General features: G+C 68.6%; 11 protein-coding genes and 1 tRNA gene. 9 read left to right on the plus strand and 3 right to left on the minus strand.

Features of this window, described 5'->3' with window-relative positions:
* Nucleotides 1-7 precede the first annotated feature (7 nt).
* The 3 genes from CGZ91_RS05520 to CGZ91_RS05530 all read right to left on the minus strand — a co-directional run bounded on the left by CGZ91_RS05520 (nucleotide 8) and on the right by CGZ91_RS05530 (nucleotide 5,417).
* Nucleotides 8-3,853: a multifunctional oxoglutarate decarboxylase/oxoglutarate dehydrogenase thiamine pyrophosphate-binding subunit/dihydrolipoyllysine-residue succinyltransferase subunit gene (locus CGZ91_RS05520; RefSeq protein ID WP_094454092.1), complete on the minus strand. Its 3,846-nt coding sequence runs from the start codon at nucleotides 3,851-3,853 to the stop codon at nucleotides 8-10.
* Between the two features lie 20 nt (nucleotides 3,854-3,873).
* Nucleotides 3,874-5,199: a glycosyltransferase family 87 protein gene (locus CGZ91_RS05525; protein WP_144276800.1), complete on the minus strand. Its 1,326-nt coding sequence runs from the start codon at nucleotides 5,197-5,199 to the stop codon at nucleotides 3,874-3,876.
* A gap of 146 nt (nucleotides 5,200-5,345) precedes the next feature.
* Nucleotides 5,346-5,417, minus strand: a tRNA-Arg gene (locus CGZ91_RS05530).
* Nucleotides 5,418-5,463: 46 nt separating this feature from the next.
* Here CGZ91_RS05530 and lysA point away from each other — a divergent pair.
* The 9 genes from lysA to CGZ91_RS05575 all read left to right on the plus strand — a co-directional run bounded on the left by lysA (nucleotide 5,464) and on the right by CGZ91_RS05575 (nucleotide 15,553).
* Nucleotides 5,464-6,921, plus strand: a complete 1,458-nt coding sequence (gene lysA / locus CGZ91_RS05535) for a diaminopimelate decarboxylase (protein ID WP_094453281.1) — start codon at nucleotides 5,464-5,466, stop codon at nucleotides 6,919-6,921.
* A 6-nt stretch (nucleotides 6,922-6,927) separates the two neighbouring features.
* Complete coding sequence (locus CGZ91_RS05540; protein ID WP_094453283.1) at nucleotides 6,928-8,244, plus strand: homoserine dehydrogenase; 1,317 nt, start codon at nucleotides 6,928-6,930, stop codon at nucleotides 8,242-8,244.
* Nucleotides 8,241-9,143, plus strand: a complete 903-nt coding sequence (gene thrB / locus CGZ91_RS05545) for a homoserine kinase (RefSeq protein WP_094453285.1) — start codon at nucleotides 8,241-8,243, stop codon at nucleotides 9,141-9,143. Before CGZ91_RS05540 ends, thrB begins: the two co-directional genes overlap by 4 nt.
* A 379-nt stretch (nucleotides 9,144-9,522) precedes the next feature.
* Complete coding sequence (rho, locus tag CGZ91_RS05550; protein WP_179229236.1) at nucleotides 9,523-11,520, plus strand: transcription termination factor Rho; 1,998 nt, start codon at nucleotides 9,523-9,525, stop codon at nucleotides 11,518-11,520.
* Between the two features lie 170 nt (nucleotides 11,521-11,690).
* Nucleotides 11,691-11,897: a 50S ribosomal protein L31 gene (rpmE, locus tag CGZ91_RS05555; protein WP_094451180.1), complete on the plus strand. Its 207-nt coding sequence runs from the start codon at nucleotides 11,691-11,693 to the stop codon at nucleotides 11,895-11,897.
* Between the two features lie 81 nt (nucleotides 11,898-11,978).
* A complete protein-coding gene (prfA, locus tag CGZ91_RS05560; protein ID WP_094453289.1) occupies nucleotides 11,979-13,094 on the plus strand; it encodes a peptide chain release factor 1 in 1,116 nt (371 codons plus the stop codon).
* A gap of 101 nt (nucleotides 13,095-13,195) precedes the next feature.
* On the plus strand, nucleotides 13,196-13,573 hold the full coding sequence (locus CGZ91_RS05565; RefSeq protein ID WP_094453291.1) for a hypothetical protein: 378 nt from the start codon (nucleotides 13,196-13,198) through the stop codon (nucleotides 13,571-13,573).
* A complete protein-coding gene (gene prmC, locus CGZ91_RS05570) occupies nucleotides 13,570-14,424 on the plus strand; it encodes a peptide chain release factor N(5)-glutamine methyltransferase (RefSeq protein WP_094453293.1) in 855 nt (284 codons plus the stop codon). Before CGZ91_RS05565 ends, prmC begins: the two co-directional genes overlap by 4 nt.
* A 94-nt stretch (nucleotides 14,425-14,518) precedes the next feature.
* A complete protein-coding gene (locus CGZ91_RS05575; RefSeq protein ID WP_179229237.1) occupies nucleotides 14,519-15,553 on the plus strand; it encodes an L-threonylcarbamoyladenylate synthase in 1,035 nt (344 codons plus the stop codon).
* The last annotated feature ends 3 nt before the right edge of the window (nucleotides 15,554-15,556 follow it).

Raw genomic sequence — 15,556 nt, forward strand, 5'->3', positions numbered from 1 at the left:
TCCCGCCTCAGGCGAGATCGGAGTAGGCGCGCTCCATCAGCTCCTGCTGCTCGACCTGGTGCACCTTGATCGATCCCACCGACGGCGCGGCCGAAGCCGGCCGGGTCACGCCGCGGATCTCGAGTTCACGCTTGAGGCCCTGGTTGAGCAGCGGGAAGAGGTTCTGCCGCAGGAAGATGTACGGCCCCTGGTTCTCCGGCTCGTCCTGGACCCACCGCACGTCGGTGACGTGGTCGTAGTCGGACAGGATCGCCACGAGTTCCTGGTGAGCCAGCGGGTAGAGCCGCTCGACCGCCACGATGGCGACCTGCTCATCCAGACTCCGCTTCTCCCGCTCGGCGACCAAGTCCCAGCGGACCTTGCCCGAGCACAGCATCACGGTGCGGACCTTGCTGGGGTCGCTGATGGTGGGATCCGCCAGGGCCGGCTGCCACTTGCCGCTGGTGAACTCCTCGGGCTGCGAGGCAGCCCGCTTGTTACGCAGCATCGACTTCGGGGTCGCCACGACCAGCGGGCGGTGCCAGTTGACGTAGGCGTGCTGACGCAGCAGGTGGAAGTAGTTGGCCGGCGTCGAGGGCTGGCACACGGCCATGTTGTCCTCGGCGACCAGCTGCAGCCACCGCTCGATCCGGGCCGAGGAGTGGTCAGGTCCCTGACCCTCGTAACCGTGCGGCAACAGCAGCACGATGCCGGATTTCTGCTGCCATTTGGCCTGACCCGCGGCGAGGAACTCGTCGGCGATGATCTGGGCGCCGTTGACGAAGTCGCCGAACTGGGCTTCCCACAGCACCAGGGCGTCGGGGCGTGCCACGGAGTAGCCGTACTCGAAGCCGAGTGCAGCGTACTCACTGAGCAGCGAGTCGAAGACGAAGAACTTCTCCTGCTCCGGCCCCAGATGCTTCAGCGGCACCCAGGCATCGCCGGTCTCCCGGTCGGTGACGGCGGCGAACCGCTGTGAGAAGGTGCCGCGGCGGCTGTCCTGACCGGTCAACCGGACCGGACGACCCTCGAGCAGCAGAGTGCCGAAGGCGGTGATCTCGGCGGTGGCCCAGTCGATCGGGCCCTCCAGGATCGACTTCGCACGGCGCTCGAGCTGCGGGCGTACCTTCGGGTGCACCTCGAAATTCTCCGGCGGCGTCAGGTACGCATCCGAGACGGCCCGCAGCAGGGATTCCGGCACGGCCGTGGTGCGCTCGGCACTGTTGGGCTTGACCGGATAGATCGGCACCGTGTGGTAGTCGGTCGGCTGCGCCTTCTCGGCCCGAGTCTCCGCGAACAGCTGCTCCAGCCGCTCCCGGAAGTGGTTGAGCGCCTCCTCGGCGTCGCTGACGGAAATGTCACCGCGGCCGATCAGCGCCTCGGTGTAGAGCTTGCGAGTGCTGCGCTTCTGGTCGATCAGGTCATACATCAGCGGCTGGGTGAAGCTCGGGTCGTCGCCCTCGTTGTGACCGCGGCGGCGGTAGCACACCAGGTCGATGACGACGTCCTTGTTGAACTCCTGCCGGAAGGCGTACGCCAGCTTGGCGACCTCGACGCAGGCCTCCGGGTCGTCGCCGTTCACGTGGAAGATCGGGGCCTGGACAGCCTTGGCGACGTCGGTGGCGTACACGCCCGAACGGGACTCAGTCGGCGAGGTGGTGAAGCCGACCTGGTTGTTGACGACGATGTGGATGGTGCCGCCGGTGCGGTAACCCCGCAGCTGCGACATCTGCATCGTCTCGAACACCACGCCCTGGCCGGCGAAGGCCGCGTCACCGTGCAGCAGCACCGGCAGCACCGGGAACTCGTAGCCCCGGTCCAGGAAGTCCTGCTTGGCGCGGGTGATGCCCTCCAGCACCGGGTTGACCGCCTCCAGGTGTGACGGGTTCGCCGCCACCGAGGTGCGGATGTAGCGACCCGAGCTGGCCTGGAACTCGCCCTCGGCGCCCAGGTGGTACTTCACATCACCGGATCCCTGGACGGTCCGCGGGTCGATGTTGCCCTCGAACTCCTGGAAGATCTGGCTGTAAGACTTGCCGACGATGTTGGCCAGCACATTGAGGCGGCCACGGTGCGGCATACCGATCGCGACCTCTTCGAGCTCGTCGTCGGCAGCCAGCTCGCAGATCTCGTCCAGCAGCACGATGGTCGACTCGGCGCCCTCCAGGCTGAACCGCTTCTGACCCACGAACTTGGTCTGCAGGAAGGTCTCGAAGACCTCGGCTTCGCTGAGCTTGTCGAGGATCCGCAGGTGCTCCTCGCGAGGGAGGGCGACGTGCGGACGCTCCACCCGACGCTGGATCCAGCGGCGCTGCTCCGGATCGGACATGTGCATGTACTCGATGCCGACATTGCGGCAGTAGGAGTCACGCAGCAGCCCGAGGATGTCGCGCATCTTCATGGTGCGACGGTCGCCGCCGAAGTCGCCGACCGGGAACTCCCGATCCAGGTCCCACAGCGTCAGGCCGTGGGTGAGGACGTCGAGGTCGGGATGGGAACGCATCCGGTACTCGAGCGGATCGGTGTCGGCCATCAGGTGGCCCAAGGTCCGGTACGCCGCGATCAGGTCCCGGATCCGAGCCCCCTTGGAGACCTCGTCGTCGTGGCGCACCGCGACGTCGGTGGCCCACCGGATCGGCTCGTAGGGGATCCGCAACGAGCGGAAGATGTCGTCGTAGAAGTTGTCCGCGCCGAGCAACAGCTCGTGGATCTTCTTGAGAAACTCACCGCTCTGCGCGCCCTGGATGACCCGATGGTCATAGGTCGAGGTGAGGGTGAGCAGCTTCGAGACGCCCATCTCGTTGAGGCGGGCCTCGCTGGTGCCCTGGAACTCGGCCGGGTAGTCGATCGAGCCGACGCCCAGGATGGTGCCCTGACCGGGCATCAGCCGCGGCACCGAGTGGTTGGTGCCGATGCCGCCCGGGTTGGTCAAGGACGCGGTGGTCCCCGCAAAGTCGTCCAGAGTCAGCTTGTTGTTGCGAGCCTTGGCGACCAGATCCTCGTACGCCGCCCAGAACTGCGCGAAGTCGAGGTGCTCACAGCCCTTGATGCTGGGGACCAGCAACTGTCGGGTGCCGTCAGGCTTGGGCAGGTCGATGGCCAGGCCGAGGTTGATCGTGTTCGGCTCGACCAGGTGGGGCTTGCCGTCGATCTCTTCGTAGCTGTTGTTCATCGCCGGCACCGACTTCAGCGCCCGGATCATCGCATACCCGATGAGGTGGGTGAAGGAGACCTTGCCGCCGCGGGAACGACGCAGGTGGTTGTTCATCACGATCCGCTGGTCGATGACCAACTTCATCGGCACCGCACGCACGCTGGTCGCGGTCGGCAGTTCGAGCGACAACTCCATGTTCTGGGCGGTCCGCATCGGCGCGCCGCGCAGCTTGGTCTTGGTCGGTTCCGGGGCCTCGGGTGCCTGCACCACCGTCGGGTTGGGCGGATCAGCGGGCAGGCTGCCCACCCGACCGGGCTTGCTGGGCCGGGCGTCACGGACCTCATTGGGCTGTTCCACCCCGGACCGGGGGCTGGGAGCTTTCTTGGCCGGCTTGGCGGCAGGCTTCTTCTTGGCAGCCGGCTCCGGCTTCTTGGGCTCAGCCTGGGCTGCCGCGACGGGCTTGGCGGTCGGCTCGGCCTTCGTTGCCGCCGGCTGCTGCTGCCCGGCAGGCTTGGCAGCGGGCCGCTTCTGGTCGGGCTTGGGGGGTTCGGCCTCGGACGCGGGGGCCCCGGCGCCCTGCGTCTCCCCGCGCGATTCGAAGAACGCTCGCCACGTTCCATCGACCGACTGGGGGTCCTCCTTGTACTGGTCGTACATGTCCTCGATCAGCCAATCGTTGGCGCCGAAGTCGTTGGAGTTGTCTGGCACGGTGGCCACAATCGCCTTCTTCCCGTTCGCAGCTAAGCGGTTTCTGTTCCGATGGTATCTGGTCCCGACCCAGTGATCCCGGGTGTGTCGGCCGTGTCGGGCTGGCTGTTGGTGACCGGCCGGTCGCGGCCGCCGGTCGGGGCGCTGAGGGTACGCCACAGGGTGCGGCCCAGCGAGACCGCGAAGACCACCAGCAGCACGTTGCGGACAGCCAGGATCGCGGCAGCCACCCCAGTGAGTGGGTGGTCGTGGACCAGCCAGGAATAGGTCAGTGGATACACCAGCTGGGTGAGTGCGGTGATGAGGAGCACCTGCATCGCCAGACTGCGCAAGGCTGCGCCGTGCTCGGCGGCATCCTCCCCGTCGGCCCAGTAGTGAGGCTGGCCGCGCAGCGCCAACGCGGCTGCCAGTGGGGCACCGAGCCAGATCATGTACTGCGGGCTGAGCGCCTTGTTGCCGACCACCAACACTGTCACCACGGCCAGTAGTAGCAGTACGCCGGGGAGGCTGCCGCGGCCCCGGCGTACCCACACCACTGCACCCGCCACGATCAGCGCGAAGCCGACCACTGTAACGATGCTGCTGAGGGTGAGCATTGGCCCGGTGAGCGGGCCGAACACCTCGTACGCGTTGAAGGCCATGCCGATCTGGTGGTCCCCGAAGAAGATCCGCGACAGCATGGCCGGGGTCGCCGCGACCGACTCGACCTGCAGGCCGCGGTCGGACTGCCAGCCCAGCGGGGAGATCAGCCGGTCCCAACCGCCGAAGATGAGGCTCAGCGCCACCAACGCCGCGCCGGTGCCCAGCGCACCGGCCAGACTGCGCATGATCCGGTTGCCGTCGCCGGTCCACTGGGTGGGCAGCAGCGCGGCGGGCCACAGTTTGGTGGCTGCGCCCCAACCGAGCAGGGACCCGGCCAGTGCGGGCCGGGTCGCATTGACCAGGATCGCCGCGCCCACCAGCACCGAGGGCAACACGTCGAAGCGCATGTAGAGCAGCGGCCCCATCAACAGGACGAAGACCAGCCACATCCGCAGCGCTTCCACGCGGTGTTCGCCACCGGTGCGCCACAGCGCGATCGCGAAGGCCGCGTCCAACAGCCAGGTCATCAGGATGAAGCCGAACAGGTAGCTGTACTGGGCGCCCGGAATCATCAGCGGCAGCATCAGGATCCACACCACCGGGGTCGGATATTCGACCAGGGTCTCCGACAGGGGAGTGCCGGCCCAATGGGCCGAGGTGTGGTTGTAGTAGTACATGACATCGCCCTGGATGCCCAGGCCGGCGGCCGTCCACAGCGCCATGTGAATGGCCTTGACGGCCAACCACGATCCGAAGGCCCACTTCCATGAAGGCATCGACCACAGACGACGCACGATCGACACTCCGGAGACCTCCTGGTCGGGCCGCGCGTTTCAGCGCCCCAGTGGATTGTCAGGTCATGGCCCGAGCCAAGTCCGGCCTTGCTGCTTCGCGCTCGTGGGCCACATCTCACCATGGCCAGCGCCCCCGCGAGGATTCGAACCTCGGCTCCCGCCTCCGGAGGGCGGTGCTCTATCCCCTGAGCTACGGGGGCTGAACAGCGTCGAACAGCCTAGCAGGATTCTGGCAAGCTTGCGTCCATGACTCACAGCCATGTAGCCGGTGCAATCCATGCCGATGCCCAGTCGCTGCGACCATCGTGGCTGTCGGTCCCCGACGACGTGAACGTGCTGGTTGCGCCGCTGTGGAGTTCGTCGGTACACCGACTGCCCGACGGTGAAGTGGAGGTCGGCGGGATCCGCGTCAGCGAGCTGGCAGCGGAGGTGGACACTCCCGCGTACGTGCTGGACGAGGACGACCTGCGGCAGCGAGCTCGCGCCTTCCGTGATGCGTTCGCGGGCTGGTCGGTCTATTACGCCGGCAAGTCCTTCCTGTGCCGGGCGGTGGTGGAGTGGCTGGTCGCCGATGGTCTCAACATCGACGTCTGCACCGGCGGTGAGCTCGAGATCGCCCTGGCCGGAGGTGCCGACCCGGCCCGACTGGCGCTGCACGGCAACAACAAGTCGGTCGCCGAGCTGCGCCGGGCCCTCGAGGTCGGCGTCGGGCGGATTGTGGTCGACTCCTTCGACGAGATCGATCGGTTGGAGCAGCTGGCCGCCGAGCTGTCAGTACGCCCGCAGGTGATGCTGCGTGTCACCACCGGTATCGAGGCCCACACCCACAACTACATTGCGACTGCCCACGAGGACCAGAAGTTCGGCTTCTCGCTGGCCGTCAACAGCACGGGTCGGTCGCCGGCTGAGCGCGCCCTGGACCGCTGCGAGGAGTCCGCCGCGTTGGACCTGATCGGCATCCACTCCCACATCGGTTCCCAGATCTTCGAGGTGGCCGGCTTCGAGCAGGCTGCCCGGCGCACCTTGCGGGCGCTGGCCGACTTCCGGGACCGCCACGGCCGGGAACTGGCCGAGTTGGACCTCGGTGGCGGCTTCGGGATCGCGTACACCACCCAGGACAGCCCAGCCGACCCCGCCGATCTGGCAGCAGGCATCCGCAGGATCGTGGAGCTGGAATCTGCCGCGCTCGGGCTGGCGGTGCCGGCGATGTCGGTGGAGCCGGGTCGCGCCATCAGCGGCCCCTCGACCCTGCTGCTCTATCAGGTCGGCACCGTGAAGCCGGTCGAACTGGACGGCGGCAAGCTGCGCCACTACGTCTCGGTCGACGGCGGCATGAGCGACAACATCCGCCCCGCCCTGTACGCCGCTGCGTACTCCTGCACCCTGGCATCGCGTACCTCGGATGCCGAGCCGGTGCTGGCGCGGGTGGTCGGCAAGCACTGTGAGGGTGGCGACATCGTCGTCCATGACGAGTTTGTCCCGGCGGACATCGCTCCGGGGGACCTGCTGGCGGTGCCGGGCGCGGGAGCGTACAGCCGATCGATGGCCAGCAACTACAACCATGTCCCACGGCCGCCGGTGGTGGCGGTCAAGCACGGGCAGTGGCGCACGCTGGTGCGGCGTGAGACTGTTGCTGATCTACTCGCCCTCGAGGTGGACGAGCCCTACCGCCGCCAGACCGATGCCCAACCCAAGAACAACTGAGGTGACATGACCCCCCATCGCCGTATCGATGAGGCCTCGCCCGTCCGCATTGCCCTGCTGGGCTGTGGCACGGTCGGATCGGCCGTGGCGCGGCTGCTGACCGAGCAGGCCGAGGACCTGCGGGTCCGCGCCGGACGCCGCCTGGAACTGGTCGGCATCGCGGTCCGGGACACCACCCGGGAGCGCCCCGGCATCGACTCCAGCCTGCTCACCGACGACCCGCTGGCACTGGTGACGGCCGAGGAGGTCGACCTGGTGGTCGAGCTGATCGGCGGCATCGAACCGGCTCGTGAACTCGTGCTGGCAGCCCTGGACCGTGGCGCCTCGGTGGTGACCGCCAACAAGGCCCTGCTGGCCACTCACGGCGCGAAGATCTTCGAGACTGCCGAACGCAACGGCCGTGACGTCTACTTCGAGGCCGCTGTCGCCGGCGCCATCCCGATCATTCGGCCGCTGCGGGAGTCGCTGGTCGGTGACGAGATCACCAGCATCATCGGCATCGTCAACGGCACTACCAATTACATCCTCGACAAGATGCACAGCGACAAGCAGACCTTCGAGTCCGCACTCACCGAGGCGCAGGAGTTGGGGTACGCCGAGGCGGATCCGACGGCCGACGTCGCCGGGCACGATGCGGCCGCGAAGGCCGCGATCCTGGCCGGCTTGGCCTTCCACTGCCGGGTGCGCGCCGAGGAGGTCTTCTGCGAGGGCATCACCGAGGTGACGCCGGAGGACATTGCTGCCGCTGAGTCGATGGATTCGGTGATGAAGCTGCTGGCGATCTGTCAGGTCAACCCCGAGGACGAGACCGTCGCGGTGCGGGTGCACCCGACCATGGTGCCCCGCAAGCATCCGTTGGCTTCGGTGGACGGGGCGTACAACGCGATCTTCATCGAGTCCCAGTCCGCCGGGCGGCTGATGTTCTACGGCCCCGGTGCTGGTGGCAGCCCGACCGCCAGCGCGGTGATGGGTGACCTGGTCACGGTCGCCCGCAACCTGGTGCGTGGCGCGACCGGGCCGGGGGAGTCGAGCTATCGCGGTCTGGCCGTGGCCGATGCCGGGGCGATCCGCACGGCGTACCACATCCGACTGCAGGTGGCCGATGTGGCCGGCACGCTGGAGAGCGTGGCGGCCTGCTTCGCTCGCAACCACGTCTCGGTGCGTGCCGTACGTCAGGAGGCGCAGGGCGCGGTCGGCGAGGCCGTGGAGTTGGTCATCGTCACCCATGTCGCGCGCACCCAGGATCTCGATGCCGCTGTGGCCGAACTGCGGCTGCTGGACCAGGTCACCGGACCGGTCCGCCCGATGCGGGTCGAGGGATGAGCTCCGGCGTCAGCCCGCTGCCGGTCGGTCGGGTCGGTGCCGTGTCGGTGCCGGCAACCTCAGCCAATCTGGGGGCCGGCTTCGACTGCTTGGGGCTCGCCCTGGACTGGCGCGACCAGATGAGCGTGACGGTCGCACCGACCACGACGGTGACCGTCACGGGAGAGGGCGCCGAGGACATTCCTCGCGACGAGTCCCACCTGGTCCTGGCCTCCATCAAGCGGGGGCTGGCCGAGCTGGGCCACACCGCCCCGGGATTCGACTTCGTTGCCCACAACACCATCCCGCACGGCCGCGGCATCGGATCCTCGGCCGCCGCGATCATCGCCGGGTTGGCGCTGGCATGGCAGCTGGCCCGCCCCGACCTGGAGCTGGGACTCGACTTCGTCCTGGAGCTGGGGATCCGGATCGAGGGACACGCCGACAATGCCGCCCCGGCCGTGCTCGGCGGTGCGGTGCTGGGCGTCGGGGAACGGGCCGCCCCGCAGCTCGTGAGTCTGGACCTGGCTCCGCAGTGGCGTTGTGTGGTGGACGTGCCGACCGTGGTGGTGCCGACCAGCACCGCTCGGAAGGTGCTGCCGGACTCGCGGGCAGTGGGGGAGAGCATCGCCGAATCCTCCCGACTGGCGCTGACGACGCTGGCGCTGGCGGGTGCCGTCGGCCCGGAACAGCTGCTGGCCGCCACCGAGGACCCGTGGCACCAACGCCATCGCGGCGACCTGATGCCGCAGACCCGGGACTGGATCGCGGCCCTGCGGGCCGAGGGATTCCCGGCCGTGGTGTCGGGAGCGGGCCCGACGGTGCTGACGCTGATCGCCGACGACCAGGAACCGCCGACCCATGAGGGATTTGCCCGGCACGTGTTGGTGCCCGGCGCGGGGGTCAGGTCGGCGCTGTAGTTCCGGGCGGGTTCCGACGTACGCCGGCAGCGGAGTCGTGCGTGTCGCCGGCGGTGTGCTTTGGTCGGCGGTGCAGTGCTCTGGTACCGTGTGGGTGCAGCCCGCAGGATTCGGGCTTGCATCCCGATCCGATCGCCGGCTGGGCAGGTTTGTGAAGCTGCGCACGCTTCCGGTGTCGAGGATCACACACATCATTTGCCTCATTCGTGGTTGGTGCCCGCGCGGTCGTTGACCTGCATCAGGACAGGCTTCGAACACCGGCACCACTGGTCCGCAGCATCTCCGCGTGAGTACGCCGGGGAGCCGCCAGGAAGGACCGGTGGTCCCGAGTGCGGGACACCGTGACCGAGGATGAGGATTCCCGTTGGGAAGGACACACGTGACAGACACCACGAACGGTGGGACCGAGGGTCGGTCGGCACAGAAGAAGGGTCTGGAAGCAATGCTGCTTCCGGAGCTTCGACAGTTGGCGGGCTCGATCGGTCTGCGAGGACTCACGGGCATGCGCAAGGCCGATCTGATCTCGGCGATCCGCGCCCGACAGGCCGACCAGGCGAGCGCCAACAACGCGCCCGCGGCAAGCCCGAGCCACCAGCCGACCGCCGATGCGGGGGCCCAGACGGCACCGCGGACCCGGCGCGCCGAGCGGCCGGCCGGACCAGCCAGCACCAACGACCAGGCGGGCTCCGAGAGCCGCTCCGAAGGTCAGCGCTCCGAGAATCAGGGCGCTGGGAATCAGGGCAGTGGGAATCAGGGCACTGAGTCCCGGACCCGTCGCCCCCGCACCGATGAAGCGCGCACGGAGGACCGCTCCGGCGCCGAGCAGCCCAGCCTCGACCTGAACGGTGAGGACCAGGCGCGACGCTCGGGCGACCAGGACCAGCGTCGGCGCCGGCGGCGTACCGATGACCAGCCCAGCCGTCCCGACGGGGGCTCGCGTCAGGAGTCCTCCGGCGGCGACGAGGGCAGCGACTCGATCGCGGCCCGACTGGCCGAGCTGCGTGGCTCCCACCAGGGCGAGCAGTCCCGCAACGACCAGGACCATGCCGACAACGGAGGCACCACGAGCACCAACGACAACCGTTCGCATGACCGCGGCAACGACCGTGGGAATGACCGCAACAACGACCGGGACGACAGTCGTCGTGGCCGTCGCCGGCGGCAACGCGACCGCAACCGGCGCGGCGGCCGCAGCAACGAGCGGCTCGAGGCCGAGCCCACCGTGTCCGATGACGACGTCCTGGTGCCGGTGGCCGGCATCCTCGACGTGCTCGACAACTACGCCTGTGTGCGGACCTCGGGCTACCTGCCCGGACCCAACGACGCGTACCTGTCCTTGCAGATGGTCCGCAAGTACGGGCTGCGCAAGGGTGACGTCATCACCGGCCAGCTGCGTCAGGCTCGGGACGGGGAGCGGCGCGAGAAGCTGAGCCCGCTGGTCCGGGTCGACACCGTCAACAACGGCGCCCCCGAGGCGGCACTGGACCGCCCCGAATTCGGCAAGCTGACCCCGCTCTATCCGCAGGAGACGCTGCGGCTGGAGACCACGCCCAACCAGATGACCGGTCGCATCATCGACCTGGTCGCCCCGGTCGGCAAGGGGCAGCGTGGCCTGATCGTCTCGCCGCCCAAGGCGGGCAAGACCTTCGTGATGCAGGCGATCGCCAATGCGATCACCGTCAACAACCCCGAGGTGCACCTGATGGTGGTCCTGGTGGACGAGCGGCCCGAGGAGGTCACCGACTTCCAGCGCACCGTGCAGGGCGAGGTGATCGCCTCCACCTTCGACCGGCCGGCCTCGGACCACACCATCGTCGCTGAGCTCGCCATCGAGCGCGCCAAGCGTCTGGTCGAGATGGGTCACGACGTGGTGGTGCTGCTGGACGGCATCACCCGACTGGGGCGGGCCTACAACCTGGCCGCCCCTGCGTCTGGACGGATCCTGTCCGGCGGTGTCGACTCGGCGGCGTTGTATCCGCCGAAGAAGTTCTTCGGTGCGGCCCGCAACATCGAGAACGGCGGCTCGCTGACGATCCTGGCGACCGCGCTGATCGAGACCGGCTCCAAGATGGACGACGTCATCTTCGAGGAGTTCAAGGGCACCGGCAACATGGAGCTGCGGCTGCGCCGTGAGCTGGCCGACAAGCGGATCTTCCCCGCCATCGACGTCGACCAGTCCGGCACCCGGCGCGAGGAGTTGCTGCTGGGCCGCGACGAGTTGCACATCATCTGGAAGCTGCGGCGCGTGTTGTCGGGCCTGGAGAACCAGCAGGCGTTGGAGATGCTGCTGTCGCGGATGCGCAAGGCTCAGAACAACTCCGAATTCCTCATCCAGATCCAGAAGACCACGCCGAATCGTCCCGGCGACGGCGACTGATCCCGGCGTCGGCCCCGGATTTGGCATCCGGGTCCGGCGCGGGAATAATAGGGCGTCGGTGCCGGTTCACGTCTATGCAGCTCGCAGCAGTTCACGCTGCGATGTGGGTGCGGATCTCGCGATGAGGTCTCGTCACGGACGACCCGGCGTACCCCCGAACAAGGAGCATCATGAAGGCTGACATCCATCCCGAGTACGTGGAGACCCAGGTGACCTGCACCTGTGGCAACTCCTTCACGACCAAGAGCACTTCGAAGGACGGCGTCATTCGCGCCGAGGTGTGCTCGGCGTGCCACCCGTTCTACACCGGCAAGCAGAAGATTCTTGACACCGGTGGTCGCGTGGCCCGCTTCCAGCGTCGCTACCAGAAGAACTGAGCCTGACCCCAATCAGGTACGCCAAGCGCCGGGCCCGGTCAGGGCCCGGCGCTTGCGTGTCCGCAGCCCTCGGAGGTGTCCATGAGTGAGCACGACGGTGTCGAGGTCGACATCGCCGCCGCGGCGCCGCTGCGGGAGGAGTATGCCGCCCTCGAGGCTGAGCTCGCTGACCCGGCCACCCATGCCGATGCTCACAAGTCCCGACGGGTGGGGCGCCGTTACGCCGAGTTGACCCCGGTGGTGCGACAGCTGGATCGCCACGAACAACTCCTCGACGATCACCAGGCGGCCGCCGAACTGGCCGACGAGGATCCCGGCTTTGCTGCCGAGACGGCCGAACTGGAGGCCCAACTGCGGGTCTCGAGCGAGAAGCTGGCGGCCCTGTTGGCGCCACGCGACCCACACGACTCGGCCGACTGTCTGCTGGAGATCAAGTCCGGCGAGGGCGGCGAGGAGTCGGCCCTGTTCGCCGGCGACCTGCTACGGATGTACACCCGCTATGCCGAGACGGTCGGCTGGAGTGTCGAGATGCTCGACAGCCAGCAGACCGACCTGGGTGGGTACAAGTCGGTCACCCTGGCGGTCAAGGCCGGTAGCGGATCCCCGAGCCCGGACGCTGAACCGGCGCCGATGCCCTACGGCGTCCTGAAGTTTGAGGCGGGCGTACACCGGGTGCAGCGGGTGCCCGTCACCGAGTCGCAGGGCCGGGTCCACACGTCGGCCGCCGGCGTTCTGGCGATGCCCGACGTCGATGCCTCTGATGTGGAGATCGCCGACCACGACTTGCGCATCGATGTCTATCGCAGTTCCGGTCCGGGTGGACAGGGCGTCAACACCACCGACTCCGCGGTGCGCATCACCCATCTGCCGACGGGCATCGTCGTGTCCTGCCAGAACGAGCGCTCCCAGCTGCAGAACAAGGAGCAGGCCATGCGGATGCTGCGCGCCAAGCTGGTCGCCCGCGCGGAGGAGGAGGCAGCTTCGGCGGCCGCCGAGGCCCGCCGCTGCCAGGTGCGCACGGTGGACCGCAGTGAACGGATCCGCACCTACAACTTCCCCGAGAATCGGATCGCCGACCACCGGATCGGTTTCAAGGCCCACAATCTCGACCAGGTGCTGGGGGGCGACCTGGCCGACCTGGTCGCGGCGCTGCAGCAGGCCGACCTGGCCGCACGACTGGCGCGTCCGACCGGCTGAGGGCGAACGCACCGCTGGCCACTGTCGCGACCTTGGCGCGCGCCCTATCCTTCGAGTGTGGTGGCCATCGAGGTGAGCTTCGGCGCGGTGACGGGAGGGGCATGAGCGGACGACTGGCGGACGCCTTTGCCGCCTTCGACGACGGTGCGGAGCCGGCCGAGGATACGGGCCGGACCAGGGCGCAGCAGTCAGAGCCGATCTGCGTGCAGGTGAGCCAGGACGGTGTACGGATCTCACTCACGGACTCGGCCCTGCAGCTGGGTCCCCAGCAGCTGGGCGAGCAGCTCAGCGCGGCGGTCACGGCCGCCCTGGCCCAGCCCTCGGCTGCCCCGGCCGAACCGGCCGAACAGACCAGCCCGGCATCGCCGGCGACGCCTGCGAGCCCGATCTCACCCGAGCGTGACACGCCCCAGCAGTTCGACAGCTTGGCGGCCATGAATGCGTACTTCACCAAACTCATCGAGGACCGCCTGACATGACCACGATCGACGCCGCATTGGCCGCCGGCGCCAGCCGACTCACCGACGCGGCATCGCCCGAGGCCGACGCTCGGCTGCTGTTGTCCCACGCCTGGCAGCTCCCGTTGGGTCGGCTCGGCGTGGAACAGGCGCTCGGCACTGAACTGCCCGACGAGATCGCAAAGGCGTACGCCGACCTGCTCGACCGGCGAGCAGCGGGGCTGCCGGTGCAACGGATCATCGGTGCGACTGACTTCTGCGGGGTGTCGCTGGAGGTCGGCCCCGACGTCTTCGTGCCCCGCCCGGAGACCGAGTCGTTGGTGGCATGGGGAGTGCAACAGCTGTCCGGACTGCGCGCACCGGTGGTGGTTGACCTGTGCACCGGTTCGGGGGCGATCGCCGCTGCGGTCGCGCACCTGGTGCCCGACGCCCGGGTGTACGCCACCGAGCTCAGCCCGCAGGCCCACGACCTGGCCCGGCGCAACCTGTCCGAACGAGTCGAGCTGGAGCTGGCGGACCTGCGTGATGCCTGGCCGTCCCTGGACGGCCACGTGGATCTGGTGCTGTGCAATCCGCCCTACATCCCGCTGACGGCCTGGGAGGGCGTACCTGCGGAGGTGCGCGACCACGACCCGGAGCTGGCGCTGTTCTCCGGGGACGACGGGCTCGAGGCGATGCGGGCGCTGGCGCCGGTCGCGGCCCGACTGTTGAAACCGGGCGGCTGGCTGGGAGCCGAACATGCCGAGGTGCAGCATGAGTCCGCCCCGGCGATCTTTGTGGCATCGGAGGCCTTCGACCGGGTCCAGGATCGCTTCGACCTGACCGGTCGCCCGCGGTTCGTCACCGCCCGGCGGCGCCGCGCCAGCAGCTGAGCAGGGCCCACGACCGACCGCGTGAGCTCGGTGAAGGGCGGGCGCGCCGGTCACGGACCGATGGAGGCGGCTCGGTGCGCCTAGGATGGCCCGCGTGAGTGAACAGCACGACGCCGAGCCCCTCGACGCGACCAGCCCCACCGCGGGTGAGGTCACGACCGAGGTCGAGCAGGCCCAGCCAGAGTCGGCCACCGAGCCTGTCGTCGACGCCGAGGGAGAGCCGGGCGGCTCCGAGGAGACTGCGGAGGAGTCTGCCTCAGAGGTGACTGCTGACGTCGCCGACGCCGACGCCGAGCCGGAGCCGGACCCCGAACCGGTCGTCGAGATCATCGACGCCGTCACCGATCCCGAGGGCGGCATCGCCCGGGCAGCGGAACTGTTGGCCGAGGGGCACGTCGTGGTGATCCCCACCGACACCGTCTATGGCGTGGCCGCGGATGCCTTCAACCGCAAGGCGGTCAACGCGCTGCTGGAGGCCAAGGGGCGTGGCCGTGACAAGCCGCCGCCGGTCCTGATCTCGGATGCCCCGATGCTGCAGGCGTTGGGGGACAAGGTGCCCAGCTATGCCCGCAAGCTGGTCGACAAGTACTGGCCCGGCCCGATGACCGTGGTGGTCAAGGCCCAGGACGGACTGCGGATGGAGCTGGGGGAGACCAAGGGCACCATCGGGTTGCGGGTGCCCGACCACGATCTGACCCGGTCACTGCTGCGGCGGACCGGTGCTCTGGCCGTGTCGAGCGCGAACCGCACCGAGCAGCCGCCGGCCCATTCGGTCGCCGAAGCCGTCGAGCAGCTCGAGGGCCACGTCAGCTACTTCCTGGACGCCGGTCCGGTCGCCGACGGCCCCTCCTCGACCATGGTCAACTTCAGCTCCGGTCACTACGGCGAGTTGCTCCGGCTGGGCCCGCACAGCTTGGCCGAACTGCAGGAGACCTGCCCCTTCCTCAAGGATCCGATGGGACTCGCTCCAGAACCGGAGCCCGAGCCCGCGGACGAGACGGACGCGGATGACGCGACGACCGAGGCTGAGGCGACCGACGCCGAGGCCACGACTGACACCACGACCGACAGTGGGGCCGAGGCCGAGGCAGAACCCGTCGCTCCGCCGCCGGGGTACAGCCCCAACTGATCC

The sequence above is a fragment of the Parenemella sanctibonifatiensis genome, assembly GCF_002250565.1.
GTDB lineage: Bacteria > Actinomycetota > Actinomycetes > Propionibacteriales > Propionibacteriaceae > Parenemella > Parenemella sanctibonifatiensis.

What these genes read in the sequence shown, in the direction of transcription:
- CGZ91_RS05525 (WP_144276800.1), bottom strand. Translation starts at nt 5,199, where the DNA reads ATGCCTTCATGGAAGTGGGCCTTCGGATCGTGGTTGGCCGTCAAGGCC.
- lysA (WP_094453281.1), top strand. Translation starts at nt 5,464, where the DNA reads ATGACTCACAGCCATGTAGCCGGTGCAATCCATGCCGATGCCCAGTCG.
- CGZ91_RS05540 (WP_094453283.1), top strand. Translation starts at nt 6,928, where the DNA reads ATGACCCCCCATCGCCGTATCGATGAGGCCTCGCCCGTCCGCATTGCC.
- thrB (WP_094453285.1), top strand. Translation starts at nt 8,241, where the DNA reads ATGAGCTCCGGCGTCAGCCCGCTGCCGGTCGGTCGGGTCGGTGCCGTG.
- rpmE (WP_094451180.1), top strand. Translation starts at nt 11,691, where the DNA reads ATGAAGGCTGACATCCATCCCGAGTACGTGGAGACCCAGGTGACCTGC.
- prfA (WP_094453289.1), top strand. Translation starts at nt 11,979, where the DNA reads ATGAGTGAGCACGACGGTGTCGAGGTCGACATCGCCGCCGCGGCGCCG.
- CGZ91_RS05565 (WP_094453291.1), top strand. Translation starts at nt 13,196, where the DNA reads ATGAGCGGACGACTGGCGGACGCCTTTGCCGCCTTCGACGACGGTGCG.
- prmC (WP_094453293.1), top strand. Translation starts at nt 13,570, where the DNA reads ATGACCACGATCGACGCCGCATTGGCCGCCGGCGCCAGCCGACTCACC.